The organism is Streptomyces sp. NBC_01298 (assembly GCF_035978755.1).
GTDB lineage: Bacteria > Actinomycetota > Actinomycetes > Streptomycetales > Streptomycetaceae > Streptomyces.
Genome location: NZ_CP108414.1, coordinates 1,857,645 through 1,880,122, shown reverse-complemented (window position 1 = coordinate 1,880,122; position 22,478 = coordinate 1,857,645). Strand labels below are relative to the sequence as shown.

At 68.6% G+C, this 22,478-nt stretch carries 22 protein-coding genes; 5 read left to right on the top strand and 17 right to left on the bottom strand.

Annotation, left to right across the window (positions count from 1 at the left end; genetic code table 11):
- The first annotated feature begins 47 nt into the window (after nucleotides 1–47).
- The gene (locus OG730_RS08720; RefSeq protein WP_327303684.1) at nucleotides 48–944 is read left to right on the top strand and encodes a DUF5655 domain-containing protein; all 897 of its coding nucleotides are present in this window, start codon (nucleotides 48–50) and stop codon (nucleotides 942–944) included.
- A gap of 388 nt (nucleotides 945–1,332) precedes the next feature.
- Here OG730_RS08720 and OG730_RS08715 read toward each other — a convergent pair whose 3' ends face one another.
- Nucleotides 1,333–2,391 carry an SPDY domain-containing protein gene (locus tag OG730_RS08715; protein WP_327303683.1) on the bottom strand — a complete coding sequence of 353 codons (1,059 nt, stop codon included), beginning with the start codon at nucleotides 2,389–2,391 and terminating at the stop codon, nucleotides 1,333–1,335.
- A gap of 41 nt (nucleotides 2,392–2,432) precedes the next feature.
- On the opposite strand from OG730_RS08715, the gene OG730_RS08710 reads away from it, so the two are divergent.
- Together OG730_RS08710 and OG730_RS08705 are read left to right on the top strand one after the other, a co-directional pair.
- Nucleotides 2,433–2,816, top strand: a complete 384-nt coding sequence (locus OG730_RS08710; protein ID WP_442814863.1) for a hypothetical protein — start codon at nucleotides 2,433–2,435, stop codon at nucleotides 2,814–2,816.
- 555 nt (nucleotides 2,817–3,371) lie between these two features.
- Nucleotides 3,372–3,560 carry a hypothetical protein gene (locus OG730_RS08705; RefSeq protein ID WP_327303682.1) on the top strand — a complete coding sequence of 63 codons (189 nt, stop codon included), beginning with the start codon at nucleotides 3,372–3,374 and terminating at the stop codon, nucleotides 3,558–3,560.
- Nucleotides 3,561–3,705: 145 nt separating this feature from the next.
- Here the strand turns inward: OG730_RS08705 and OG730_RS08700 are convergent, their stop codons facing one another.
- Together OG730_RS08700 and OG730_RS08695 are read right to left on the bottom strand one after the other, a co-directional pair.
- A complete protein-coding gene (locus OG730_RS08700) occupies nucleotides 3,706–4,071 on the bottom strand; it encodes a hypothetical protein (RefSeq protein WP_327303681.1) in 366 nt (121 codons plus the stop codon).
- Nucleotides 4,072–4,389: 318 nt separating this feature from the next.
- Nucleotides 4,390–5,397 carry a recombinase family protein gene (locus OG730_RS08695; RefSeq protein WP_327303680.1) on the bottom strand — a complete coding sequence of 336 codons (1,008 nt, stop codon included), beginning with the start codon at nucleotides 5,395–5,397 and terminating at the stop codon, nucleotides 4,390–4,392.
- A 255-nt stretch (nucleotides 5,398–5,652) separates the two neighbouring features.
- Here OG730_RS08695 and OG730_RS08690 point away from each other — a divergent pair, with 255 nt between their 5' ends.
- Nucleotides 5,653–6,078 carry a hypothetical protein gene (locus OG730_RS08690; RefSeq protein ID WP_327303679.1) on the top strand — a complete coding sequence of 142 codons (426 nt, stop codon included), beginning with the start codon at nucleotides 5,653–5,655 and terminating at the stop codon, nucleotides 6,076–6,078.
- Nucleotides 6,079–6,178: 100 nt separating this feature from the next.
- A complete protein-coding gene (locus OG730_RS08685; RefSeq protein WP_327303678.1) occupies nucleotides 6,179–6,595 on the top strand; it encodes a hypothetical protein in 417 nt (138 codons plus the stop codon).
- A 145-nt stretch (nucleotides 6,596–6,740) separates the two neighbouring features.
- Here OG730_RS08685 and OG730_RS08680 read toward each other — a convergent pair whose 3' ends face one another.
- From OG730_RS08680 to OG730_RS08615, 14 genes are all read right to left on the bottom strand, one after another.
- A complete protein-coding gene (locus OG730_RS08680) occupies nucleotides 6,741–7,202 on the bottom strand; it encodes a hypothetical protein (RefSeq protein WP_327303677.1) in 462 nt (153 codons plus the stop codon).
- Nucleotides 7,199–9,190 (bottom strand): integrase, encoded by a 1,992-nt coding sequence (locus tag OG730_RS08675; protein WP_327303676.1) that lies wholly within the window; start codon nucleotides 9,188–9,190, stop codon nucleotides 7,199–7,201. The genes OG730_RS08680 and OG730_RS08675 overlap by 4 nt, the downstream gene beginning before the upstream one ends.
- A 98-nt stretch (nucleotides 9,191–9,288) precedes the next feature.
- Nucleotides 9,289–11,106: a hypothetical protein gene (locus OG730_RS08670; RefSeq protein WP_327303675.1), complete on the bottom strand. Its 1,818-nt coding sequence runs from the start codon at nucleotides 11,104–11,106 to the stop codon at nucleotides 9,289–9,291.
- Nucleotides 11,107–11,237: 131 nt separating this feature from the next.
- A complete protein-coding gene (locus OG730_RS08665; RefSeq protein ID WP_327303674.1) occupies nucleotides 11,238–12,722 on the bottom strand; it encodes a site-specific integrase in 1,485 nt (494 codons plus the stop codon).
- Between the two features lie 84 nt (nucleotides 12,723–12,806).
- Nucleotides 12,807–13,232, bottom strand: coding sequence for a hypothetical protein (locus OG730_RS08660; protein WP_327303673.1), 426 nt, complete (start codon nucleotides 13,230–13,232; stop codon nucleotides 12,807–12,809).
- 58 nt (nucleotides 13,233–13,290) lie between these two features.
- Nucleotides 13,291–14,409 carry a DnaB-like helicase N-terminal domain-containing protein gene (locus OG730_RS08655; protein WP_327303672.1) on the bottom strand — a complete coding sequence of 373 codons (1,119 nt, stop codon included), beginning with the start codon at nucleotides 14,407–14,409 and terminating at the stop codon, nucleotides 13,291–13,293.
- Nucleotides 14,409–15,644 (bottom strand): DNA cytosine methyltransferase, encoded by a 1,236-nt coding sequence (locus OG730_RS08650; protein ID WP_327303671.1) that lies wholly within the window; start codon nucleotides 15,642–15,644, stop codon nucleotides 14,409–14,411. The genes OG730_RS08655 and OG730_RS08650 overlap by 1 nt, the downstream gene beginning before the upstream one ends.
- Nucleotides 15,641–16,525: an adenine nucleotide alpha hydrolase family protein gene (locus OG730_RS08645; RefSeq protein ID WP_327309197.1), complete on the bottom strand. Its 885-nt coding sequence runs from the start codon at nucleotides 16,523–16,525 to the stop codon at nucleotides 15,641–15,643. The genes OG730_RS08650 and OG730_RS08645 overlap by 4 nt, the downstream gene beginning before the upstream one ends.
- A gap of 112 nt (nucleotides 16,526–16,637) precedes the next feature.
- Nucleotides 16,638–17,402, bottom strand: coding sequence for a hypothetical protein (locus OG730_RS08640; RefSeq protein WP_327303670.1), 765 nt, complete (start codon nucleotides 17,400–17,402; stop codon nucleotides 16,638–16,640).
- A gap of 257 nt (nucleotides 17,403–17,659) precedes the next feature.
- A complete protein-coding gene (locus tag OG730_RS08635; RefSeq protein ID WP_327303669.1) occupies nucleotides 17,660–18,544 on the bottom strand; it encodes a hypothetical protein in 885 nt (294 codons plus the stop codon).
- An 89-nt stretch (nucleotides 18,545–18,633) separates the two neighbouring features.
- Entirely contained in the window at nucleotides 18,634–19,212 is a 579-nt protein-coding gene (locus OG730_RS08630) for a hypothetical protein (protein WP_327303668.1), read from the bottom strand.
- A gap of 109 nt (nucleotides 19,213–19,321) precedes the next feature.
- Complete coding sequence (locus OG730_RS08625) at nucleotides 19,322–19,924, bottom strand: hypothetical protein (RefSeq protein ID WP_327303667.1); 603 nt, start codon at nucleotides 19,922–19,924, stop codon at nucleotides 19,322–19,324.
- A gap of 116 nt (nucleotides 19,925–20,040) precedes the next feature.
- Nucleotides 20,041–21,831, bottom strand: coding sequence for a type IV secretory system conjugative DNA transfer family protein (locus OG730_RS08620; RefSeq protein WP_327303666.1), 1,791 nt, complete (start codon nucleotides 21,829–21,831; stop codon nucleotides 20,041–20,043).
- Nucleotides 21,832–21,854: 23 nt separating this feature from the next.
- The gene (locus tag OG730_RS08615; protein WP_327303665.1) at nucleotides 21,855–22,409 is read right to left on the bottom strand and encodes a hypothetical protein; all 555 of its coding nucleotides are present in this window, start codon (nucleotides 22,407–22,409) and stop codon (nucleotides 21,855–21,857) included.
- Nucleotides 22,410–22,478: the final 69 nt, after the last annotated feature.

The following is a 22,478-nucleotide window of genomic DNA, read 5'->3' as shown; positions in this document are numbered from 1 at the left end:
AACAATTCGCTCTCCACCGCTGTTGTGGCCTCTGGATACAGCGATGCATGGGGGTGCTTAGACTGAGGCTGTTCGATGTGAGCGGTGGGGGCGCGGTGGAGATCACCGCGAGGCCGGCGGAGCTGGAGCGCCATCTTCAGGACGTGGTCGAGGGGAACATGGAGCTCCTGCTCGGCGTCCGGTTCCTGGCGAGCGAGTACAGCACGGGGCCGGTGCACGGGGGCAGGATCGACTCGCTCGGTATCGACGAGAACGGTTCGCCCGTCGTCGTCGAGTACAAGCGTGGGCGGGACGCCGGCGTCATCACGCAGGGCCTCTTCTACCTCTCGTGGCTCGTCGACCACAAGGCGGAGTTCCAGCACCTGGTCCGCGACCGGCTCGGGGAAGCGGCCGCCGACCAAGTGCTGTGGAGCGCGCCCAGGCTGATCTGCGTTGCGGAGGACTTCACGCGCTACGACGTGCACGCCGTGCGCGAGATCCGGCGCAGCATCGACCTGGTCCGCTACAGCTACTTCGGCAACGACCTCCTGGCCCTTGAGCCGGTTGCCTCCGTCGTCGCCGACGGAGCGGTCCGAAGCGACCGTCGGCAGCGCAGGGCAGCTCAGGGAGACAGGCCGGTGGACAACACCGGGGTCTCGGACCTGCGGGCCGCGCTGGAGGAGCTGATCCTGGGACTCGGTGACGACGTGAGCCGCGTCGACCGCAAGCAGTACCGGGCCTACCGGACGCTGCGGAACTTCGCCTGCGTCAGCCACGGACACCTGCAGGAGGTCGTCATGACCCTTCGCCTGTCATCGAAGGAGATCGACCTGGTCCCTGGATTCACCCGGGACGTCAGCGAGATCGGCCACCACGGAACGGGCGACCTCGAAGTCCGGCTGCGCACGGACCGCGATCTGCCCCGAGTAGAGCCGCTCCTACGGATGGCTTACGAAGCGGCGTGACCGCTCGGCGGGCAGCGGTATCGAGTTGTGGATCAGGCAGCGGCGTCGGCCTCTCGTGGTGCGGACAGGGGGTGGCGGTGTCCTTCCATGATGCGGCGGATCTGGGAATTCGGAATTCGCGGATCCACTGCTATAGGAAGCCGTCAGCGCCGCTTGGCCGCTGGATGCCAGACCCCGCTGCAGGGCTTTTGCGGGCGGCTCCTTGCGGGCGAGCCCAGGAGGTAGGGCCCTGCTGTGGTTGTCCCGGGCATGCGGTGAGACCCCGTCGAGGGGGGGATTCGACGGGGTCTCACTCAGACAGTAGCTCGATGCCCCGTCGCGTCGTGGCGTGGAGGCGCGTCTCTGCGTGTTGGCCATCCAGACCGCACTCCGAGGAGGGTTCGCCGGTTCAGCGTCTGGGAGGGGGCCGATGCGTCGCGGCCGGGGGTGAGGCCGCGACCGGCTTCTGGGCGATCTGGCGGGCTGGGGCTACAGCGTCGATTGGGGGCTGGCGGTGGTTGTAGCCGTGAGCCAGTTCGAAGCTGATGTCCTGGATGAGGCCCGTGGGGGCATATGCGGAGAGGTGGATGGCCCATGAGGGGCTTTCGGTCGTGTTGCCGCCCCAGATTGTCCAGGCCGGCAGGACGTCTCCTTGCTTGACGAGGGTGTCGAAGCGCAGGCCTGCCGCGTCGGTCGTGGGCGCCGTCCACTCGATCAGCCGGGATCCGACCTTCAAGGGCCAGCCCGCGTCGCCCAGGGGGCGGGACGCGTGGGCGAGGTCTTCCTCCTTGACGGGGCCGCCGGATCCCCGGCCCCAGGAGTCCTCGGTGCTGAGGCTGTTGAGGAGGGCGCGAATGACTTCGGCGGGGGTGGCCGGGGTGGCGGTGGCATGCCAGAGGCGTTCGCCGACGGGTGACTCGTAGGCGGCGATCGTCCAGGCGCTGTCGCCGTGCGTGGCCTCGTGGAGGAACTCGACGCGCAGGGTGAGGGACTCGTGGCTGGCGATGGTGGTCTCGTCGTGCGGCCGCCATCTTTCCCATTCTCCGTTGGCGGCGAAGAAGTCCTTCAGGAGGGTTTCGTGGTCGCCGGGACCGTTGGCGTACACGGGCACCAGCTGGGATGTCTCCTCGGCTGCGAAGCCCAAAGGTGCCGGTGGCGGCGTGGGGGAGGGCGGAGCTGTGCCTAGGACGGCCAAGGCGTCGCGCTCGACGTCGGTGAGAGGGGCCGGGCCGGGGCGGACCGCAACGGTGTGGCGGCGGTGGAAGTCGGCTACGGCCTCGGCTTCGGAGGCGTAGTCCGTCTCCTCCGTGCGGAGGTGGTCCTCGCCGTGGAGGTGGACGCTCTTGCCCCCGGAGTAGGTGCCGACCGCGAGGGTGGTCCAGCCGTCATGGGCATGGAGATGTTCTTCGCGATTCGGATGTCTCGTGAGACGGGGATGGCCGGGATCGATCGGGGCCGTTACGTTCACTCGATCCGGGGGCGTGTGAGCAAGGTTTGGGGTCGGCCTGCGTGGTGCAGTGTCCACGGCAAGTGATCACCGAGTATGGAGGAGCCATGACGTCTGCGACGGAGTTCGAGTTTGAGTTGCCCCATGGGTATGTCGATGGGGCAGGTGTCCGTCACCGCAAGGGCAAGATGCGGCCCGCCACAGCCCGAGATGAGCTGACCGCGGGGGTGGACCTGCGGGTCCGGGAGAACCCCGCATACCTGGGCGTGGTCTTGTTGTCTCAGGTGGTCACAAATTTGGGCACGGTGACGAACGTCCATGCGGGTGTCATCGAGGTCCTCTTGGTCTCCGACCTCGCCTATCTGCAGGACATGTACGAGCGGATCAACACTCCCAGCTTCCAGGAGAGCGGGGTCTGCCCAACCTGTGGCACGTCGCAATCATGACAAGCAGTGAGGGGTCGCTCAGGTAGCCAGCTCGCCTCGGTGGAGTTCGGTGTGCTGGAAAGCGCTGGGCTTCCTCATGCGGCGGGCCATGAGGGTAATCACGGGACCACCTGATGAAGGCATCGCTGCTCTTCGGCTGGTCAGGTCCTGCTGGTTGAGGTTGGCCTCAGGGGGGTGTGACCGAGATACGCGCCAAAGGGGCGACGGGATGATCTTGGAGCCCTGATCCGCTCGGATTTACGTGGGGTATCGCCGAGGTGAGTCCAAAGGGGGCCATGGGATGATCTTGATGCCTTGAGCCTCGGAGTAGTCACGATCGTAGATCGCCGGTTGCGCCGCCCGGTGGCCGTGAATTCGACCTGCCGTGCGGCGCATTGCTCGGCCCTGGCTCAGATCCGCTCCACGAGGACGGACGACGTCGTACCCTCGACGTCCGCTCCTTGCTGCCGCAAGCCGCTGCCCCGGGGGTGCTCGCGGCGGCGGCTCTACGGCAGTGCGGCCTGCCGCTCGAAGGCGTACCGCGAGCGTGGCCGCTGGCCCCGCCTCCTCGCCCAGATGACCGTTGCCATGGACGCCCGGGAGGAGCAGTGGCCCGGCTGGGAGCGGTACTGGTGCCCGGTGTGCGACACCCTCGTCTACAAGGGCTTCGCCACGGGTTACCGCTCGGACCGCCTGTACTGCAGCGGGAAGTGCCGCTCGCGGGCGTACCGCCAGCGGCACCGGGCGTATGCGAGTGTCACGTAGAGCCGTGGCGCTGAGGGGTTCTACCGGCTGGTACCACGGCTGCCAGTGACACTCGGAGTGATCTTGTGCGGACCAGTCTCCCGGGATTGTGGCTCCTGGCCCCGTTCGTGGGGTCAGGAGCCCACCTGCGTGTGCTTCGGGGGAGTTACCTGAGGGTGTTCTCGACGATGAGAGAGGAGGTGCGGCCGTCGATCTCGCCACCGAGGTTGCCGGTGTCGGCTTCGATGATGGCTTGTGCTCCGGAGAAGTCCGCGTGCTCGAAGAGCGTGACCCGCCAGCCCTTGGGGACTGTGACTGAGCGGATGGAGTCGTTGGAGATGGTGAGGTTGGCCAGGTTGTACCTGCCGGGCTGAAACCGCTGGCTGTCGCCCCGGCAGCCCGGCTCAGTGAAGGCCACTGCGGCGTCGAGGTTGAAGGCCACTGCGGCGGGGATGTCGAAGGCGGCTTGGTAGGCGAGCCAGTCGGCGACCTTGACACAGCCGTCACTGAAGGGGACTGGGGTGCTAGTCATGTTGGGTTCCTGTCTTTGTCCTGGGAGGCCACAGCGCGCGGCGCGGTATGTGATGAAGCGTCAGGTGATGACGATAGCGAAGTTGAGCTCTGAACTGATGATGCGGACATTCCAGCCAAGCTGAGCTTGTTTTTTTTATCCCTTCCGGTCTTCACCTGCCGGTGATCGCGCCACCGTCTGCGCCGCCCGTTGCTGACCGGCAGGAACGGCCGCAGTCGATCCCACTCCGCGTCCGACAGATCGCCGCGCTCTCCCCGCCCCATACCCGGCCTCGGTGTCCTATCCCTGACCCACGGTGCAAAGTAGGCGAAAGGCTCGTTACTGCTCGGCCCCCGTCGTCAGGATGCGGGCTGGACGGGGGCGCGGGACGTCGGCAGCGTCCTGGAGGACGGCGAAGTCGGCGCGGGCAGCCTCGATTGCTTCGGGGTACGCCTCGCGCTTGGCGTGCTCAGCGAGCGCCCGGTAGATGCTGGCTGCGGAGGGGTTCTGTCCCTTGCGCTTGCCGGTGGGGATGAACAGGTCGGGCTGGATCTGCTCGACTGACTCTCCGGCCGCGCGGCGGCGGAGCACGGTGTGGAGCATGTCGTCGGTGATGACTGGGGGCCGGCCGCCGTGCTTGCCCTTGCGGGCGGTGGTGTCGAGGCCTTCGAGGGTGGACTCGCGGATGCTCTCCCGCTCGGTCTCCGCCATCGCTGCGAAGAACGCGAACAGCAGCCGACCGGGGCCGCTCGGGTCATACATCCCCGGCAGGGGTCCGGCGAGCATCTCCAGGACCAGGCCGTGGGCGGTGAGGTGGTCGGCGAGCGCCGTGAGTTCGGCGGCGTCCCGGCCGAGCCGCTTCATCTCGTAGACGGTGAAGATGACGCGGCAGTGCGGGGCGTGCGCCTTGACCTCGCGGGCGGTGGCGAGCGCGGCCTCGAACTGGGGGCGGACCCGGATGCGGGTGCTGATCTTCTCGCTGAAGACCTTCTCCCGGGGGATGCCGTGCTTGGCGAGGGCGTCGAGCTGGGAGGCGAGTTCCTGGCCGAGGGTGGAGCAGCGGGCGTAGCCGATGCGGATGTCCGCGGTCGGGGTGTCCGGGTCGAGGGGGGTCGGAGGCGGGGTGCCGGGCCGCCAGGGCTGGCCGGGACCGCGGTCGGCCGGGGTCTGGACCCGCAGCAGCTTCGCAAGGCGGGGCACCTTGGTGAACCGGCCGGTGTGGTAGGTCCCAGCGACGGCGCCGCCGCGCGACCGGCACGGGGAGCCCGGCTCGGCCGCGCACCGCGGGCACGGGTGGCGCTCGACGTCGGCCGCGTCGGCCGGGGCAGGTTCCTGAGGGTCCGTCATGAACCGGATGTTCTCACAACATAGTTCTCAGAAGGGGGCCCGTCCCTGGTTTGCGTGAGAACGGGTTGTGCGAACGGATCCGGCGCTCCGCCGGCCTGCGCGGACCCCCTGCGGCGCTTCTCTGGAAAAGGACCGTTTCTGCATGGCGCGTTCGAGTGAGTGATCCACTTACCCCTTGCTCGTCACGGGGTATATCTAATTGCATACGCTCCGTGATCAAGTCGGTTCGGCGGTCACGCCCAAGGAAGGAAAACCATGTTCAAGACCATCAAGGCGCGCCGGGGAATCATCGGGACGGCTGCAGCGCTGAGCCTCCTGGCCGCAGGAGCGGTCGCGGGTGTCGCCATCGCAGATGACGCGGCCGTGAGGGCCAAGGCCCCGTACGCGATGGCGTCCGCTCAGATCAACGCGGACGGAACCCGCGCGCAGTCCAAGGGAATCAAGTCGTCCACCAGGGTCGCCGCCGGCACCTACTGCGTGACGTTCGACGACGCCACCAGGATCGACGTGAGCCGCAGCACCCCGGTCGCCACCCTCGTCACGTCCGGCGGCCCGGAGTACGCGATCAACCTCGCCACCTACCCGACGGCTCAATGCGGAAACGCGGCAGACACGCTGACCGTCTACACCGGCGAACGCCTTCTGATGGCCGACGCGCCCTTCATGCTGCTCGTCCCCTGACCTTCCCGCCTCGAAGCCTGTAGGCGGGACCACCCGCTCGCCGGCATGACCTGGCCGCCCCAGCACACGGGTGACGCGGCCGAGAAGAAGGAAGCCCCCCATGTCTCACAGCATCACCGGGCGTGCTCGCGCCATCGCCCTGACCGTCGCCGCCCTGGTGTCGGTCCCCGTCCTGGCCGGTACGTCAGTGGCGGCACCCATCGACATGTACGCCCCCTACGCCCGCGCCGCCGCCAAGGTGGCAGCGAACGGCACGCTCCTGGCGCAGAAGAACATCGACGAGGCCGGGACCAGGAAGGTCGCCACCGGGCAGTACTGCGTCAAGGTGTCGGATCCCGACATCGACGATCTGAAGGACGCGGCGGTCCACGTCACAAGCAACAGCAACTGGGCCACGTTCATCGTCGTGGCCACGCCGGTCACCGTCTGCGGCAGCGACCCGAACACCATCTACGTACGCAGCATCAACACGGCCGACACCTGGGCGGACACGGCGTTCACCCTCACCGTGCAGTAGCCACAGCAGTGTGCGTCGCCCGGCCGGTCTGCCGGCGGGGAGGTAGGGGGGCGGTCCGATCCGGGGTCGCCCCCCTACAGCCATGCTGGTGCCGGAGCTTCGCTGCCCTTCGGGGGTGACGGGCCGAGCGCTCAGGGCTTCAAGATCACCTCATTGCCCCTTTGGCGCGTATCTCGGTCATACCCCTCAGGGGGGTGAGGTTTCCGCCAGTGGCTGCGAGTTCTTGGCGGAGTTGGGTGTTGTCGTGGTGGAGTGCGGCGATGGCGGTGGCGGCCGCGTCCAGACGCTTGTTGAGAAGGGTGCACTCGCGTGTCTTCTCAGCTAGCTTCCGGCCGAGTCGCGTGATCTCTTCGTCGCGACGGGCTTCGCCCGGTGTGGTGGTGCCGCGGTCGGCGATGTGACTGTCCCACTCGGTGAGGATGCCGGTGGCCCGGTTCATGGTGGCTCGGCTGACCTGGGCTTCTCGCCATAGGTTTTCCTTGGTGAGGCGTCCGTCGGTGTGCTGTGGTTTGCCGTGGAAGAGCCGCTGCATCGCTGCCCGAAGGGCTGCGGCGGTCTTCGCGGAGACACCGTCTTCGGTGAGAGTGCGGCGGTGGGGTGCGGTCACGTCGTCTCCTCGTGGACCTTGGCCAGAACGGCTTCGGTCCGCTCTAGCTCGCGGCCGATCAGTTCCTTGCGGACGACAGGAAGGGCGGGGTTGTTCAGGAGCTTGAGCTGGGTGCGACGGTGTGAGTCATAGATCGGGACGTGTTCGGGGCCGATCATGCTGTTGTGGCAGCGGTCGGGTCGGCAGCGGCTTTCCAGGGGCCCAGTGTGGCCGTTGGGAACGATCGCGTTCTCCAGGCAGACGGCCCCATTCGGGTTCATCTCGTCGAACAGGCAGTGGTTCAGCGTCCCAAAGCGGATTGTGATGCGAGCTTTGCGTAGGAGGCTGTCCTCGACGCGGGCGTCGCCGCCGCGGGCGGCGACCGTCTCCTTGATCTGGTCGAAGGCCTCCTTGATTCGATCGGCTCCGGGGCCGAAGCCGATGGCCTTGCCGCTGGTGTGTTCGCTGTAGAGGTCTCGGATGCGGCGGAATTTGGCAGCATCGACAGCGGATTGGAGATGCTCGGCCCAGGCGCTGTCGGAAGCGGCATAGCCGCGGGTGGAGCGGTTGGCGAGGGCTCGGGTGGCGACGTGTTTGAGCTGGATGCCGAGCGCGATCTCCGAGCCGGCGAATTGGTCGGTCAGCATGGCCATGGTGCGGCGGAACATGTGGGGTCGGGCCTTGCCTGGCGGGATTTCGTCGAGTCCTGACCAGGCTCGGCCGGCGTTGACGAAGGCGATGAACTTCTGGGTCATTTCGGTGCCCTGGAGGGCCACGTTGACGGCCGGGTTGCTGAGCGGAGCGAAGACCCGTTCGGCGTGAACAGACACAGCTTCGGCGACCGTGATGGCCTCGGCGACCGGCTCGGTGATCCACCAGTGCTTGCGGGGCAGGCCGGGGCGGCCCTTTTGGAGCGTGGAGGCGATGGCGGGCGAGTTGTAGTGCTCGACGACGCTGCCGCGGACGATCGCCTGGATTTCCGAGTCCCGCATCATCGAGAGTGCCGCGACCAGGATGAATGCGGCATTGCGGAGAGCAAGGTGGAGACGGAACAGGTTGTTGGGGGTAATGCCGGGGTGCCAGGCACCGGTGGTTCCGTCGGGACGGTGGACCGTGGCCAGGGCAGGGACGAGTCCTTCGTGGGTGATCCGGCCCTCGGCGATGGCCTGCATGACCTTCTGGCGACGTGATCGGGAGCCGCCGGCGAGGGTGTAGCCGTTGTTCCGTCCGGGCAGGCCGACGAGGAGGTCCAGCAGGTGCCAGTGAACGCGGGGGCTGCCGTCGCTGTGGGTCCGGTTGGAGTAGACCGGGATCTTGTTCGCCGGGTCGTCGAGCCAGGCGTCGACTTCGGCTTTGCGCCCGACGATCGAGGGTTGGGCCTTGCTCCGCAGTTCCTCGTAGCGGCGGGTGGCCCGCAGGATGTCCGGTGCGAAGGTGTGGACGTAGGCCCAAGCCGCGCGGACAAGCGGGAACCAGATCTCCGGCGTGACGGCCTCGGTTGACAGCTCGGTCTTGCCAGGGCATTGGGCGACCCGGCGTGCACTTCGGCCTTCCCAGGGGTCACCGGCGGGCCAGCCGCCGGTGAGAGCAGGGCCGAGGACTGCCATCTTCTTGAGGAAGGTGACGGTCGAGACCACGGTGCCCGGCTTCTGGACTGTGTGAAGGTCCTGGATCCGCCGGCGCAGGTCGTGGTGGGTCCATTCGGCGGGCCGGTCAGGCAGGCCCTTCTTGCGGGCCCAGACGATGAGTGTGCGGAGCTTCGACACGATCTGGACTAGCGTGGCGACGTTGGCGTGGTCACAGCCGAGATGTACGCCGATGTCGTGGAGGGCCTCATGCTGAGGGTTGGCCATGGCCATGAGGACCTCGCGGGCCAGGAGGTTCCAGAACGGATCGGTCAGTTCGCCGCTGAAATGGACTCTCCAGCTGCAGCGGGAGCGGTTGGGCGGCCGGCGGACAATGTCGTTGAAGTCCCAGACCTCGGTGTCGCCGAACTGGGGCAGGGCCATGTTTCCGCCGTGGGCCCCTTCCCGCAGGGGACGGCCTTGCAGAACCAGTTCAGCATCTCTGAACAGCGGCTTGGTGCGGTCGGCGGGCTGGCTGAGGATCACTGCTCGAACTCCGTGTGTGCGTTGAGGGGAAGATGGAGGCCCTCGCGTCCCTCCTCGATGTGCCGGCGGGCCAGGTCCAGCTCCTCGGGTAGACGGTCGGCGAGGACGGCGAGCAGGTTCGTCCAGCTCTGGCCCCACTGGACGGAGAAGGCGATAGGTGGCAGCCGCTGCTTCAACCGCTCCAGGTGCTCCTTGAAGAGAAGGAGCTGGGGCAGATTGCTGGGGAGGATCCAGGCGTTTCGGCATTCCAGGCAGCGCAGCGGGGCGACCGCGCAGAGCTCTCCGGGCGGGCTGAACGGCGACTGCCGTGGATCGCGGCAGTGCGACAGGCCCATGTCGAGCTGGCCGCCGATGATTCCCTCGGCTTCGTCGGGTTGCAGGCCAAGGGCTTGCAACCCGACGCGGTCCGCGGCGTCCTTCGCCTCGGCTGCGATCACCGTGGGGCCCTCGACGGCCTGCCGAAACCAATGGTCCTGAGCTGCGGTGATGACCTCTCCGGAAATGACCCGCAAGGTGGTGCCTTGGGCATAGTGCCCCGCGAACGTCTCCTCCAGGTGGTCGTCGGCGGCAACGCTGAGGCGCCCGCGGGCCACGATCGCCTTCTCGACCTTGGTCGACTTCCGCAGCCGGGCGATGTGCGGGGTGCCGGAGACCGTGATGTCCCGGATCTCCAGCCAGGCCGCGAAGGAAGAGGTAGGGGACGCGAAGTTCCAGCGGTCGAAGAGGAGAATCTCGTTGGGCAGCATCGCCGCCCTCACGAACAGCGTGTCGTCGACCTCCGGTAGCTGTTCGCGGACCTTCGCGGTGACGTCCAGAAGACGGCGGACGATCACGCTGGCCTCGCGCCGGGGTCGGTCGGTGATCTCGTGGGCGGCGGACGCCTCCTCAACGGGTTGCTGAGTGATGGCGCCGTCGCGGAAGGCGCGGTGCCGAACGCGTCCGGCCCGCCTCTTCACCAGCGTCAGCCGAACTCCCTTGGGGAAGAACTCGACGTCCTTGGCGCCGAAGCCGGTCACCTCCTCGGAGGTGTGGCCTGTCGCGTCCATCAGCAGCACGCGGAAGGCGTGCAGGTCGAGGGTGGTCGGATAGAGGTGAGCGAGCAGGTGACGCACGAGTTTCTGTTTCGCGGTGTGAACGGTGATGCGGCCGTCCGGCCGCATCACCCGCTTCCGCAGGTCGTCGGGCCAGTCGGACGCCGACGGCAGGTTCAGCCTCATGTCCGTCGGGGTGACCTCTCCATGGGCCAGACCCCAGAGGAGATCGGGCAAGTGCAGCCAGCTGCCGGTGCCGGGATGCCGGCCCTTCTCTGCCAGCCGCCATCCCTCTGCCAGCCGCCTCTCCAACTCGTTGACCGCCGTCCAGCTCGCGCGGACGAGGGTCTGCTTGTCCTTGCGGGAGAACTCGTCGTGCTCGGCCTTCTCGCCCCAGGCGACCAGCAGCGGACCGCGGGCCGTGCGGGCCAGAGCCGGGTCCATGGGCCTCTCAGGATGGTCATCCCGCCGGACCAGCAGCGCCCGCAGTGACGTTGCCAGATAGGCTGGCCAAGTCGAACCGGCCGGATACGTACCCGCCAGTCCCCGCTCCCACTTCGTCAGCAGCCGGACTGTGCGGGGATCGGCCAGGCCCAACGACTCCGCGGCCCCCCTGTGCTCCAGTTCGGCGTCGACCCTCGTGCAGAACCGGGTGATAGCCCGCTGGTAGGCGGCCGCCGGCCCCGCGGTGATCTGGGTGACCTCGACGTATTCGACCCACTCGTCAGCGAGTTCGGCCGCCAGTCGCGAGCAGCGAAAGGCTGCCGGATCGAGCTCGATCACCTGGCACCGGCCCCCCGCCTTCGCGCAGGTCACGGAACGGACCCCGATCCTGGCGGTGGGCTGGAGTTCCTCTGGAGCACGCTCGCTGTACTCACCGACTGCCGGGGAGCCGTATTCATGGCGCCGGCCCATCACCGACCACCCCGATCGCCGGACTCCAGACCGAAGGCGTGCGCGGCGATCTTCGCGTAGGTCGCCTCTTCGTCCGCATCGCCGATCCAACCGCCGAACGCTTCTTCGAACTCGTTCACCAGGTCGTCGGTGTACTCAAGGTAGGCATAGGTGGTCTCCGGGCTCGCGTGACCGAGTCTGCGGCTGACGATCAACAGCGGGTTGTGCCGGATGTGCCCCGAAAGGTAGCGGTCGTGGCGACGGCGCCGTGCGGCGTGATCCGGCTCTTCGCCGTCCATCAGCCGTTCCAGATAGGACAGCAGCTGAAGAGCGTGGGTGTGACGCAGGTCGTGCCAGCGCCATCGCCTTGCAGGCAGCCGCGGCGTCGTCGAATTCGCGTGCTCCTGCATCCGCCTCCAGGCCGCGTGCCGGTAGCGCTTCCACGAGTCGGCGCCGGGCATCAGGCCGCTGCGGCAGACGAATACCGCAAGCGCCTCCAGCCCGTACTCGCCCTCATGAACGGTGATCCTCCGGAGGTCAGCGGGCATCGCCTGGATGTCGAACTCCCGCAACACTCCGTCCAGGACCCCGCGGATGCGGCCCGACTCATGGTCGATGGGTGAGACGACGAACAGGTCCCGGTGCCGCCGCCCCAGGCGTGGGGCGGCGGCCGCCGTCAGCTCCGGACGTTCGAGCAGCACGTAGGTGTCGACCGAGCTGACCGCGTCCTCGGGGACGTAGAGGGTGCGGGCCTTGCCGTACTTCGCGCAGGCTTGAACCGTGAACTCGGCTGCCTGTACAGGGGGATTGACCCCGATGCCGAGCTCAGGCAGCAGAACCGTTGCCCACTCCTGCCAGCGTGCCCCCGAGCCCAGGGCCATGTCGGAGCCAGCGCGGTTGCGGTGAGGTGCCCAGCCGCGAAAGGTCCGGTCGACCTGGGAGTCCGGCCGTTGCCCGCCCAGGCCGACATCGCGGAAATAGCGGTACTGATCGAGCGTGAGATGCCGGATGTCCATCCCCCGCCTCACCCGGGGCGCGAGTGCATTGCGACCGCGAGCCGCCACCCGCACCGGCCGCTGCGGCAGATACCCCTCATCGACGGCGAACCCGAAGAACTGATCCAGCAGCCCGGACTCCTTGCCCCAGGCCGACGAGCCGATGGGTCGTTCCTGCAACAAGGTCCGGACCTTCTTGAACGCCACCAGATCCGACTCGGTGGCCGCCAGAACATCGCGGCCGCGGCCCTCCTGATGCCCAGCGAAGCGGGCCATGATCCGTCCGTAGTCCTTCAGCGTGGACCGGGCCAGATCGGCGTACGACATGTTCCGGCCCCACGAACACAACGGCTCGACCGGCATCATCGTCTCGTCGTCCAGATAGATCGGGGTCCCGTCCGAGATCGAGCGATGTACCAACAGCCTGGCCGCTTCCTCGCCGGCCAGCAGCGGACTCTCCAGATGGCACTTCGCCACCTTCGAGTCGACCGAGAACAGCAACATCTCCATCCCCCTTGTGAGACAACGCGGGAGACGAGAGATAGCAGCGGGCCGAGCGGCTCCTGGACCATGTTCATCAGCCCGAGCGACACCTCATGAGACAGATCTGAACTGCCCCAAGAAGAGGTGGATGGTGAGGCGTCCGGCGAGGATGTCGTCGTGGATCCTCTGGGCTTCCCCGGTGTGCTCGCGGATCTCTTCAGGGGTCAGCCACTGCCAGTGTGTTGGGGCGTTGCCGTAGGTCCATTCCGTCTCGATCTCCACCTGGAGCGCGGCGCTGACCTCGACTATCGCGCCGCCTTCCCGGAGGGCCGCGGCGGCCTTGTCGGCATGGTGGGGTTCATCGTGGTCGATTCGGGCCAGGACCATGGTCGAGTCGCCGGTCGCCCGGAAGCCGTACTTGGCGAGCACGGAGCGGGCGAGGTAGCGCTCGGGGGCGGTGAGGGTGGCGACCACGGCGCTGCTGTGGTCGGGGTGAAGGGCGAGACGGACGTCGGAGAGGTCTGTACGGGCGGTCATGCGGCTCGCTTCTCGGGTCCGGCCGGCGGGTGGTCGGCCGGACCCGGGTGGGGTGGGCTTATCGGGAAGGCCGTGGGGAGGCGGCTGGGGCGCGGGTCCGTTGTGGGGAGGGACCGGCCCGGGAGGCGGGGACAGGTGGGCGTGGCGAGGCCGGCTGGTGCGTGGCGTGCTGCCAGCGGGCCCGGACCCCGGCGAGCTGGGAGAGCGCCCGGCGGCTGCCGGTGATCACCTGATGTGGCGTGTTCGTCAGGTCCTGAGCGAAGGCCTGGACGTGCACGCCGGCGAGATGCGCGTGGCGCAGGAGCGCACGCCGCAGGATCTGCTCGCCCCAGTGCTCCGGCGGTCCCGCCGGGCTGTCCAGCAGCTCCAAAGCCTCCTGCGGTCCGAACGTGGAAGTGAGCAGACCGTTCTGCTGCGCCTCCCAGAGCACGGTCACCTTGTCGACCGGCTCGCCCCGGCTGGCCAGAGACGTCAGGCACCGGTACAGGCCGCCGTACAGCGCGGTGGTGAAGTCCTCCGGGCGCAGCCACCGCATGAACGCCAGAGCCTCCGGGTACGTGGTGGCAGTCGAGAGCAGCAGCTGCTCCTCGTCGGCGACCTCGGGTCTCACCCGGAGGCCAGGAAGTGCCGGCGGTGCCGTACGCGGTAGGGAGCCGGGGTGGGAGGGGAAGGAGCCGGCCAGCTGATCGAGCAGCGTGGCGAGAGCATCTACCCGGCTCAGTACCACGGTGGTCGGGTCTGGCAGGCCCTGGTCGGTGGCCGCCTGGACGAGGAGGCCGGCGTGCAGGAGGACGGTCCGCCGGGCGTGGTCGGAGCGCACCATCCGCGCGTACGCGGGGGCGTGAGCCGGGTCGGGGCAGGCCCCGGCTAGGGCGTGAAGGTAGCTGGGGGTCAGCCCCCGCGCGTGAGGGCGGGCGTGGGTGAGGACTGCTGTGATCCACACCGGTTCCTTGGCGTGGAGGTCCGCAGAGGGTGCGGGGAGCGCGGCCATCGCCGCGAATATTGCCCGGTGGATGGCGGAGGCGAAATGATCCGGGCCGAGCGGCCCGAGCGCCTTGATCCGGTGCGGGTCGAGGAGAAGGCCGCCGAGAAGGGCCTGCTCGGCAAAGTAGACAGGTGGGTTCGGCGGGATGTCCGCCAGGCCGAAGTCCGTCTCGGAGGTTGGCGAGTTGGGCATCAGGCCGCCAGGATGAAGTCGGAGCGGGACAGGGTCTTGCCGAGATGCGGCGCAAGGAGATGGCCGGCCAGCAGCGGCGGGACAGCGTTCCCGATCTGGCTGAACTGCGCACCCTTCGTACCCGCCCACGGATAGCCCGCGGGGAAGGTCTGCAGCGCCCCTGCCTCAGCGGCGGTGATCCGGATGGGCTCGGGTGCAGCAGCCTCCGCGCCCGACGCCGTCCCTGCGGGCTCGGCGACCCACACGCACTCGTTCGCCCGGTGCCCGAAGAACAGAGTCCCGGCCGGCTCGCCGATGCCGCGGATGGTCGCGTTGGCCTGGTTGGAGCTCCGCAGCGACCAGGCCCAGGGGTGCCGACCGCAGGTGCAGGCCGATACGTCGGAGCGGGACGGACGCCTTCGGGTCCGCCTGGTCGCGGGAGGCGAAGCGGGGGGCTTCCAGGTGCCGCGGTCACGGGCGTCGGTCAGGGTCTTGCGGGCTCCGGACGGGAAAGGCTCCGGCCCTCCGCCTGGCCCGCCGCCTGCGCAGACCGTCGGGACGGGGCGATCAGTGGCACCCCAGCCGAGCGCCTCCGCCATGGACACCCACCGCTCGCGGCCCGGGCCGAAGAACGACTCGGCCTCGGCACTCTGGGCGTGCGTCGGTGCAGGCGGTTCGGCCACACGGGCCCGGGAGGCGATCAGGATCGCCCGCCTCCTCGTCTGCGGCACCCCGTAGTCCGCCGCGTTGAGGAGCCCGGTCCAGACGGAGAAGCCCCAGCCCCGCAGGATCGCGGCGTACTGCTTCCACAACGGCAGGACGTCGGGGACCTCCTCCATGAGGACCCACTCCGGTTCGCCCACCGAATGCAGTGCGCGGAGGTAGCGCATCGGCTCCGCGGCCAGCAGGCTCCGAGGGTCCTTGCACGCGGTCAGCAGCTGCGCCCGGGTGTCTCGGCCTGCGGCGAGGTCGGCGACAGCCTGGTGGACCAGCGGCTGGTCCACCAGGCCGAGGCGCTTGCCGGCCATGGACCAGGCCTGACAGGGCGGCGAGGCGATGAGCCCTCGGACGCGGCCCGCGAACGGCCACACCGGGTACATCGCCACGTCCGTACGGATCGTCAACTGCCCAGCGGCGGCCCTGGTCTTGCAGGCCCACTCATCCCATTCCAGGCCGACATCGCGGACGCCGAGCACACCCAGCGCGTGGCTCCAGCCGCCGGGGCCGGCGAAGAGGTCCACGACGAGGTCCTTCACGCGGTCAGCCCGAAATCGTCCTGGGCGGTGTCCGCATCGCCGCGGCAGGCCCAGGGCGAGCAGCCGTTGACCACGCCGTTTTCAAGCTCGTCGAGTTCGGCGGCGGCCCGCTCCGAGCGGGTGACGTGGTCGATCGGCGCAACTCCGAGCGGCACGCGAGAGCGATGGAGGAAAGCCTGCCCCAGTAGCGGATTACCCGAAGCGTTCGCCCGCGCATTGCCCTTTCGGATAGCCTCGTCGAAGGCGACAACATCATCCCATTCGGCGGGGGATGTGTCCCTGATGCTCCTCCATTGCGCATTTCCGTGAAATGGGCAACCAAGGCAGCTCGACTTAGGGGTGTCCGCCAGCCCAATGTTGGACAGGTAGCGTGTGCAGTCGGCGCGCGACCAGTCCAGATCGGTGATCAAGGGGTGCCGGTTGCGCATATATTTGACGTCGGAGTCCTTGGCGCGATGAAACTCATCCGTGGAAATGCCGACCCACTGCTCGACGAAGATCCCCTTCGGAACACGCAGGGGGTATGGGTATCCGAGCCATTCGCGGACCTGTCGTTTAATCGGCTTTATCTTGTATTCGCCAGTGCATTGGCGCCTGGTCATTCCAGGCCGCCCGTCTTCGTTGAGAATGTAGAGCGGCATTGACGCGAATCGGTGATCCGGGTTTAGGGCGTCGTTTCGAATGTTCCCTGCGGTGACGCGGAGGACCGGTATCCCGGCGGGTCGGGCTATCTCCCGCTCCAGGCGGTCGAGATGGTCATAAACGGCCCGGGGTTCCCAGCCCGTGTCTGCGAAGACCGCGAAGTCAACCTTCGGGAGAATTCCTTCGGCGGAAAGCGCGAGGAGGGTGGAGGACTGTACTCCGGCGCCCAGGGAGAGCACTCGGTATCGGGGGTTTTCCAAGAGAGGGGGATCCAGGGTGGTGCGGGCGCCGAGGATGATCACGGCGCAAGATGGGTGGAGACCGCGGGGGTGTCCGGCGGGAGTGCGGTGTTCAGCGGCGCTTTGCCGGCACGGCGGTGGTGTGGGCGGGACGGGCTGTTGGGGCTGTGAGGGCCTGGATGCGGTGGCTGCTGTCGAGGGCGGCCGTCAGGGCCATCGCTCCGGTGAGGGTGAGGCGGACCCGGTCGCGCGGGGGGCCGGTGCCGAAGGCGGGCGGTGCGGACCCGGGCTCGACGGCGACGAGCCCGGCCTGTTCGAGAGCGCGCAGGGTGTCGATGTGCACGGAGTTGCTGCGGCTGTGGACGGCCTCGCGTCCCTGGTGCCGGGCGATGACGACATGTCCTCGGGCCGTGGCGTGCAGGGCGGCCCGCTGTGCAGGGGCCAGCGCGTCGGCCCCGGTGGTCGTCGCGGGCCGGCAGCGTTGGACCTCCGTGGCGAGGGTGCTCGCGGAGTCCACGGCTGCGACCGGCGCCAGAAGCGTCAACTCGCAGGCCAACTCGATTAGATGCGCGATGTCCCCGCTCCGTGTGGGCGTGTCCGATGGCGGAGGAGCGGTGGCGAGGAGTTCCTTGGCATCGGCGAGGTGCCGGACCGCCTGTCCGGTCAGAACGGCCAGTTGCTTGATCCGGACCGCTGCTTCGGTCAGGGCCACGCCCCCGTACATGGGCTGTTCGACGATGGCCTGAACGGCTTCCCGGCACGCGCTCACCAGGCTGTTCGCCGAGGAGTGGCCCTGAGCGGCGGCGTAGGCCGGCTGAAGGCGGGCGAGCTGGTCGTTGAACTGGGTGAACTGGTCAGCCAGAGCGAGCAGTCGCAAGACCGGCGAGGGCGGACCGGCAACGGTCGGCACCGGGGTCTGCGGCGCGGGTGGCACATCAGGGCTGGATGGGACCGGTGGGGGAGGAGGAGGGTCAGGCGCCGGTGGAGCAGGTGGCGGTCCGGGACGGCCCCGAGCCTTCGGTGCGGGGGATGAGGGCAGGCCAGGCAGGGAGAACAGTGCGTCGTCGGTCATGAGGGTGAGGCCTCCTCAGGGCCCCCTCCCGGAAGCACTTGAGCCACCGGGAGGGGGCTGCGTCAGCGGACAGGGGCGGGGCCCGGGTGGTGGGGGCGGGCGGGAACACCCGGCTCCGGAGCAGGGCCGAGGCGGCGGAGGACCTGGAGCCCATCCGAGGTGAGGTGGAGGCGCTGACCCGCGTGCAGTCCGGTGCTGAAGTCCCGCGCCACCAGCCGCTTGTCTTCAAGGGCATCTACGGACCGGGCGGTGATGCGCTCCGGGGAACCGCTGTCCACGACGGGCCGCTTGCGGGGCCACTGGCTGTACTTGACGGTGCTCGTGTGGATGAGGTGCAGGGCCCGGTGCTGCAGCGCGGTCAGCGTGACCGAGGCGGAAGCGGAAGGGGGCTGCGGAATGTCGAAGGTGCTGCGCCCCAGCTCCTGCTCGGCGGGGGCGGGAGGACGGCTCGCTGCGCGCAGGGCTGCGGTCTCGGTGAACGTGGCGGCGTTGTGGCAGGCGGCGCGGGCAGGGCGGATCAGCTCGACGGCACGGTCCAGGTGGTCGTCGAGGTCGTGGCGGCGGACGGACGGCCGGCTGGTCATGCGACCGGTGGGAGGGTCCGGCAGGCCGTCGACACGGTGGTACTCGGCCGCCATCGCGACCGCGGCCATGACGTGAGCGGTGATGTCGGAGGAGATCTTGACGAGCTGCCCGAGGGACCCCATCGCGTGGTGACCGGAGACCGTGGTGTGTGCGTACGCCTGCTCGGCGGATGTCAGGAGCAGCGTGAGGGCGGCGGCGGACTGACCTTGGGCCGTGGCGTACCAGGAGGTGAGCTTGGGCAGGGAGCTGGACCCGGCGACGGGGCGTTCTCCAGAGAGGAGTCCACCGAGGGCACCGAAGTCGGCGGACAGCGAGTGAAGACGCGTGATCGTGCGCGATGCCTCGGATGAGGTGTTGTCCAAGAAGAAGGGTCCTAGAGGAGAGGCGGGCACCGGAGTCCGAGCGGTGCGGGGCCGGGGACAGGGTGCGGATCGGGGATGCTGGGCGGGCGCTAGCGGGTGCGCGGCGTGGGCTTGCCGGGTGCCTTTGGGACGGTCGTTCCGACGCTGGCTCCGCGGTCTCTTCCGGCGCGAGCGGCATCTCGCAGGGCGAGCTTCTGATCGGCCACGTCCAGGCGCCAGGAGATGTCCTCGGCGAGATTCGTGCTGTCGGTGGCGGCGCGATCGAGGAGGTTGGAGCCCGTTGCGATGTGCCATGCGACCAGGTCCTCCGCCTCCGTCCGGGCGGTCTCGGGGCCCGTGGTGTGACTGACATGGGACGCTTCAGCGAAGGCGTGGTGTGCTGCGCGGCAGGTGTAGCGGAGCGGAGCGGCACGGTCGAGGAATCCGCCCTGGCCGTCGCGGTTGGGCAGGGACGCATGCTCGCCGAGTGCCGCAAGAACGGCGCCGGTTTCCTCCGCAAGGAGCTCGGCCGCGCCGGCGAAGGCAACGGTCGTCGCCCGTGCCTCATCGCCCAGTCGGTAGGTCAGCTGACGCGCACCATCGCGCAGGGCAGAGAATCGGTGGCTGAACTGATCCAGGTCGTATAGGGGATCGTTGACGTCGTCACAGAGCTGGAGGTACTCGCTCACGGTGAGGTCCGAAAAGGCCTTCGCGGGTATGAGGTCGGTGATGACTGCTCCTTCGGGAGAACGGGTTCGTGTGTACGCAGTGGCGGACGAGACGGACGGTTTGCGGGGCTCAGCGGCGTTGGACTGCTCCGGGCGCGGTGGCCGCGGGTACGGGGACGGCAGAAATTGGGGTGGCAGCGGACTGCGTGCCGGCCTGGGCAAAGCCGGGAGCCAGGCCAGCCAGACCGGTGGCCAGCTTGGTGGCGAGGGCCTGACTGGCGGCTAGTTGGACCGACAGGGCCTCCGGTAGCTGCCTCCAATGCGCGGCATGCCGGGCTCGCTCGATGAGTACGGCGGCGATCTCCATCTGTGCGGCTACCTGGGAGAGCACGGTCGCTTGGTCGTCGTCGTGCCCAGTTGCCTGGAGCAGCTCGTCCAACGCGGTGGGAAGCGCGTTTTGTTCGACCGGGAGCCCGTACAGCTCGGCGTGCAGTGCGTTGGCGACGCCGAGTGCGGATCCGCCGCAGGACCGGTATTGGTAGCGCGATTCGGCACCGCGCACGAGTCCGAAGCTGACGGTCACGAGGTGGGGCGGGGGCGGTGGGGTTGTGGAGATCCGGCTCGCGAGAGCCTTCGCGATGTCGACGGCCGAGGGCGTATCGGCTAGGAGGGACTTCTGGTGGTCGGCGGCGTGAGAGTGCTCGACGTGGATCGGAACGGAGATGTTCCGCATAGGGCGAGGTCCTTCGGCGATGAGGGTCAGCGGGTGGGTGCGCTGAAGGGTGCGGATCTTGCCGCGAGGGCTGACTGGTGCTCGATGAGGCCAAGAGAGCTCTTTGGGGGCAGTGATTACGCGGCGGGGCCGTAGTCGCTTTGCTGGAGCGCGTGCTTGGCGATGGCTCGGGCGGTGATGGCCTTCGAAGCTCGGGCGGAGGCGGCGGACAGCTCGCCGGCGCCGGGCTCCAGGTACCAGGGACGCATGTCGAGCATCGCGGGGCGCATACCGGTGGCGAAGAGGAGTCCGGACCCCTTGGGGAGGGCACGGATGGCATCGGCCGGCAGGATCCGTTCCTGCCGCATGGAGACGGAGGTGGACTTCCCGGAGTCGGAGGTCGAGGTGGAGGTGGTCTCGACGTCGTGATCGCCGATCATCCTGCTGAGCTTGTCGGCGAAGTCGGGGTCGTCGATGCCGCTGCCGATGACCTTGATGGTGGAGGCGCTCCACATGGCGTCCATGCCGGCGTCACCCCAGACGCGCTGGCCCTGCCGGTAGGACTGCAGGATCGTGATCGGGATGATGCCGCGGCTGCCGAGGTGGGAGTACAGGTCGGGCAGGTCCGAAATTTTGCACACGTTCGCGGCCTCGTCGAGGACGCAGATCATGGGCGGGTCGAGGCGCCCGCCGGCGCGCTCGGCCTGGGCCGTCGCGGTGCGCATGACGGAGTCCGCGCAGGCCGCGATGAGGGCAGAGGCGCCGCCGCCGCCGTCCTTGCTCAGGAGGAACAAGGTGTCGGTGCTGGTCACGAAGTCGCGGGGCTTGAACTCGTCCGCGTCCTTCTGCGGGGTGACCCACTTCGCGATGTCCGCGTTGAGGAGGCAGGCGGCGTACTGCCTGCTGGTTTCGAAGATGCCGTCCCGTGTCTCCGGCGGCCCTTCCACGGTGCCCTTGAGCTGGGAGGCGACGGCGGTGAAGCCGTGATCGCGCAGGAGGTCGAGCGGGGTGCGGTCGGCCGGGAACGCGAGCCAGCTCATGACGTCGGTGATGGGGCGCTCGTCGAGTGCGGCCGCGAGGAAGAGCTGCGAGAGGACGTTGCTGGCGGCCTTGGACCAGAAGTCGCCCTGCTGGCTGGCATCGACGGCGGCGGTCAGGAAGTGGCCGGCGAGGCGGCCGGCCCCTTCGAGGCTGTCGGCGTCGGCGAGCGGATTCCACCACATGGACCGCTCCGCGTGGGCGATCTGCTGCGGGTCCATCGACCAGGTCCGGCCCACCGCGCCGCGGGCGTCGAGGCAACAGGTGTAGGCGTCACCGGCGGCCTTGTTCGAGGTCAGGAGGACCGGGCCGGGGGCGGACAGGATCATGGGGATGGCCAGCGTGGTCGTCTTGCCCGATCGGGGTGCCATGATCGCGACGGCCACGTCCTCGAAGTTCATCCGGACCTCGGTACGGCTCCCGGCGATGTTGCCGAGGAGGATCCCGGTGTCCTTGGGCGCGAGGTTCTTGACCTCCTTCAGGCTGGGGCGCAGTGATCGGGCCTTGCCGTTGAGGGACTTGGCCAGCAGTGGTTCGATGTCGCGGGCCTTGGCCATCCCCACGACCTTCTTCTTCGTCCCCCCTCCGGTGCGCTTTTTCCACAGGCTGAGTGCGACGAGTGCGATCGTGGCCAGGAGGACCCCGGGGACGATGAGGCGGCCGATCACCAGGGCGGTGCTGCCGGTGGTGGGCCACAGCCGTTCCGGGTGGAGGAGAGCGTTGGCCGGGTCGTACGGGGCCCAAGCGCCGGCACCGGTCAGCCAGGTGGTGCTGTTGGCGCCCAGCCAGGCGAGGTTGGCCCAGGGGATGGCCACGGCCAGGGCGCCGAGCAGCACCTTGAAGGCCAGGTCGGTGAAGTCGTTGGAGGAGTCGGGTCGGTTGGGCGGCAAGCGGAGGTCCTAGGAGCGTTGGTTCAGGGACGGTTCGGAGGCGCGGCACGGCGGCGGGGAAGTGGCGGCAGCCCGGGAATGCGGGCCACGGGAGCGGTGAGACCGCGCGCTAGAACGTCGAGCTGAAGGATCGTTTCTGCGGAGCGGGCCCAGAGAGACAGGTACGGCCAGGCGGCATGGTTGCGGCGTTGCAGGACCGCCTCGTACTCGGCCCGCGTATCGCTGTCGCGGGCGAGGATCTCCTCGCGGTCCACCAGCCACTGGGCCTGGAGTTCCTCCAGGCGGCGGGCTGCGTCGCGCAAGCCCGCGCAGACGGCGGTCCAGGAAGCAGGCAGGACATCCGCTGGCAGCCGCGTGGCCTGGATCTCGGCGACGGTGACCAGCTGCCCGGTGCTGTAGGAGATCTTCCGGAACGCCCGCCACGTGGCCGCGTGCGCTGCGGTACTCGCGATCGGCGGTTCTTCGGTTCCGTCGCGGGGGTTGTCCCGTGCTGGTTCGAGGTGGGCGCGACTGTCGCGTACGTACACGGCCAGTTGCTGGAGGCGTAGCCGGTGGAGATCGGTGGGTGACAAGGCCAAGGGGAGGGGTGTCCTTCGAACGGCAGGGGAGTGGGGTTCCCGGAGGGCGGGCTCGGGGTGCCGAGCCAC

What these genes read in the sequence shown, in the direction of transcription:
- OG730_RS08660 (WP_327303673.1), bottom strand. Translation starts at nt 13,232, where the DNA reads ATGACCGCCCGTACAGACCTCTCCGACGTCCGTCTCGCCCTTCACCCC.
- OG730_RS08685 (WP_327303678.1), top strand. Translation starts at nt 6,179, where the DNA reads ATGTCTCACAGCATCACCGGGCGTGCTCGCGCCATCGCCCTGACCGTC.
- OG730_RS08665 (WP_327303674.1), bottom strand. Translation starts at nt 12,722, where the DNA reads ATGGAGATGTTGCTGTTCTCGGTCGACTCGAAGGTGGCGAAGTGCCAT.
- OG730_RS08695 (WP_327303680.1), bottom strand. Translation starts at nt 5,397, where the DNA reads ATGACGGACCCTCAGGAACCTGCCCCGGCCGACGCGGCCGACGTCGAG.
- OG730_RS08625 (WP_327303667.1), bottom strand. Translation starts at nt 19,924, where the DNA reads ATGCGGAACATCTCCGTTCCGATCCACGTCGAGCACTCTCACGCCGCC.
- OG730_RS08690 (WP_327303679.1), top strand. Translation starts at nt 5,653, where the DNA reads ATGTTCAAGACCATCAAGGCGCGCCGGGGAATCATCGGGACGGCTGCA.
- OG730_RS08675 (WP_327303676.1), bottom strand. Translation starts at nt 9,190, where the DNA reads ATGGCCCTGCCCCAGTTCGGCGACACCGAGGTCTGGGACTTCAACGAC.
- OG730_RS08720 (WP_327303684.1), top strand. Translation starts at nt 48, where the DNA reads ATGGGGGTGCTTAGACTGAGGCTGTTCGATGTGAGCGGTGGGGGCGCG.
- OG730_RS08705 (WP_327303682.1), top strand. Translation starts at nt 3,372, where the DNA reads ATGACCGTTGCCATGGACGCCCGGGAGGAGCAGTGGCCCGGCTGGGAG.
- OG730_RS08655 (WP_327303672.1), bottom strand. Translation starts at nt 14,409, where the DNA reads ATGCCCAACTCGCCAACCTCCGAGACGGACTTCGGCCTGGCGGACATC.
- OG730_RS08700 (WP_327303681.1), bottom strand. Translation starts at nt 4,071, where the DNA reads ATGACTAGCACCCCAGTCCCCTTCAGTGACGGCTGTGTCAAGGTCGCC.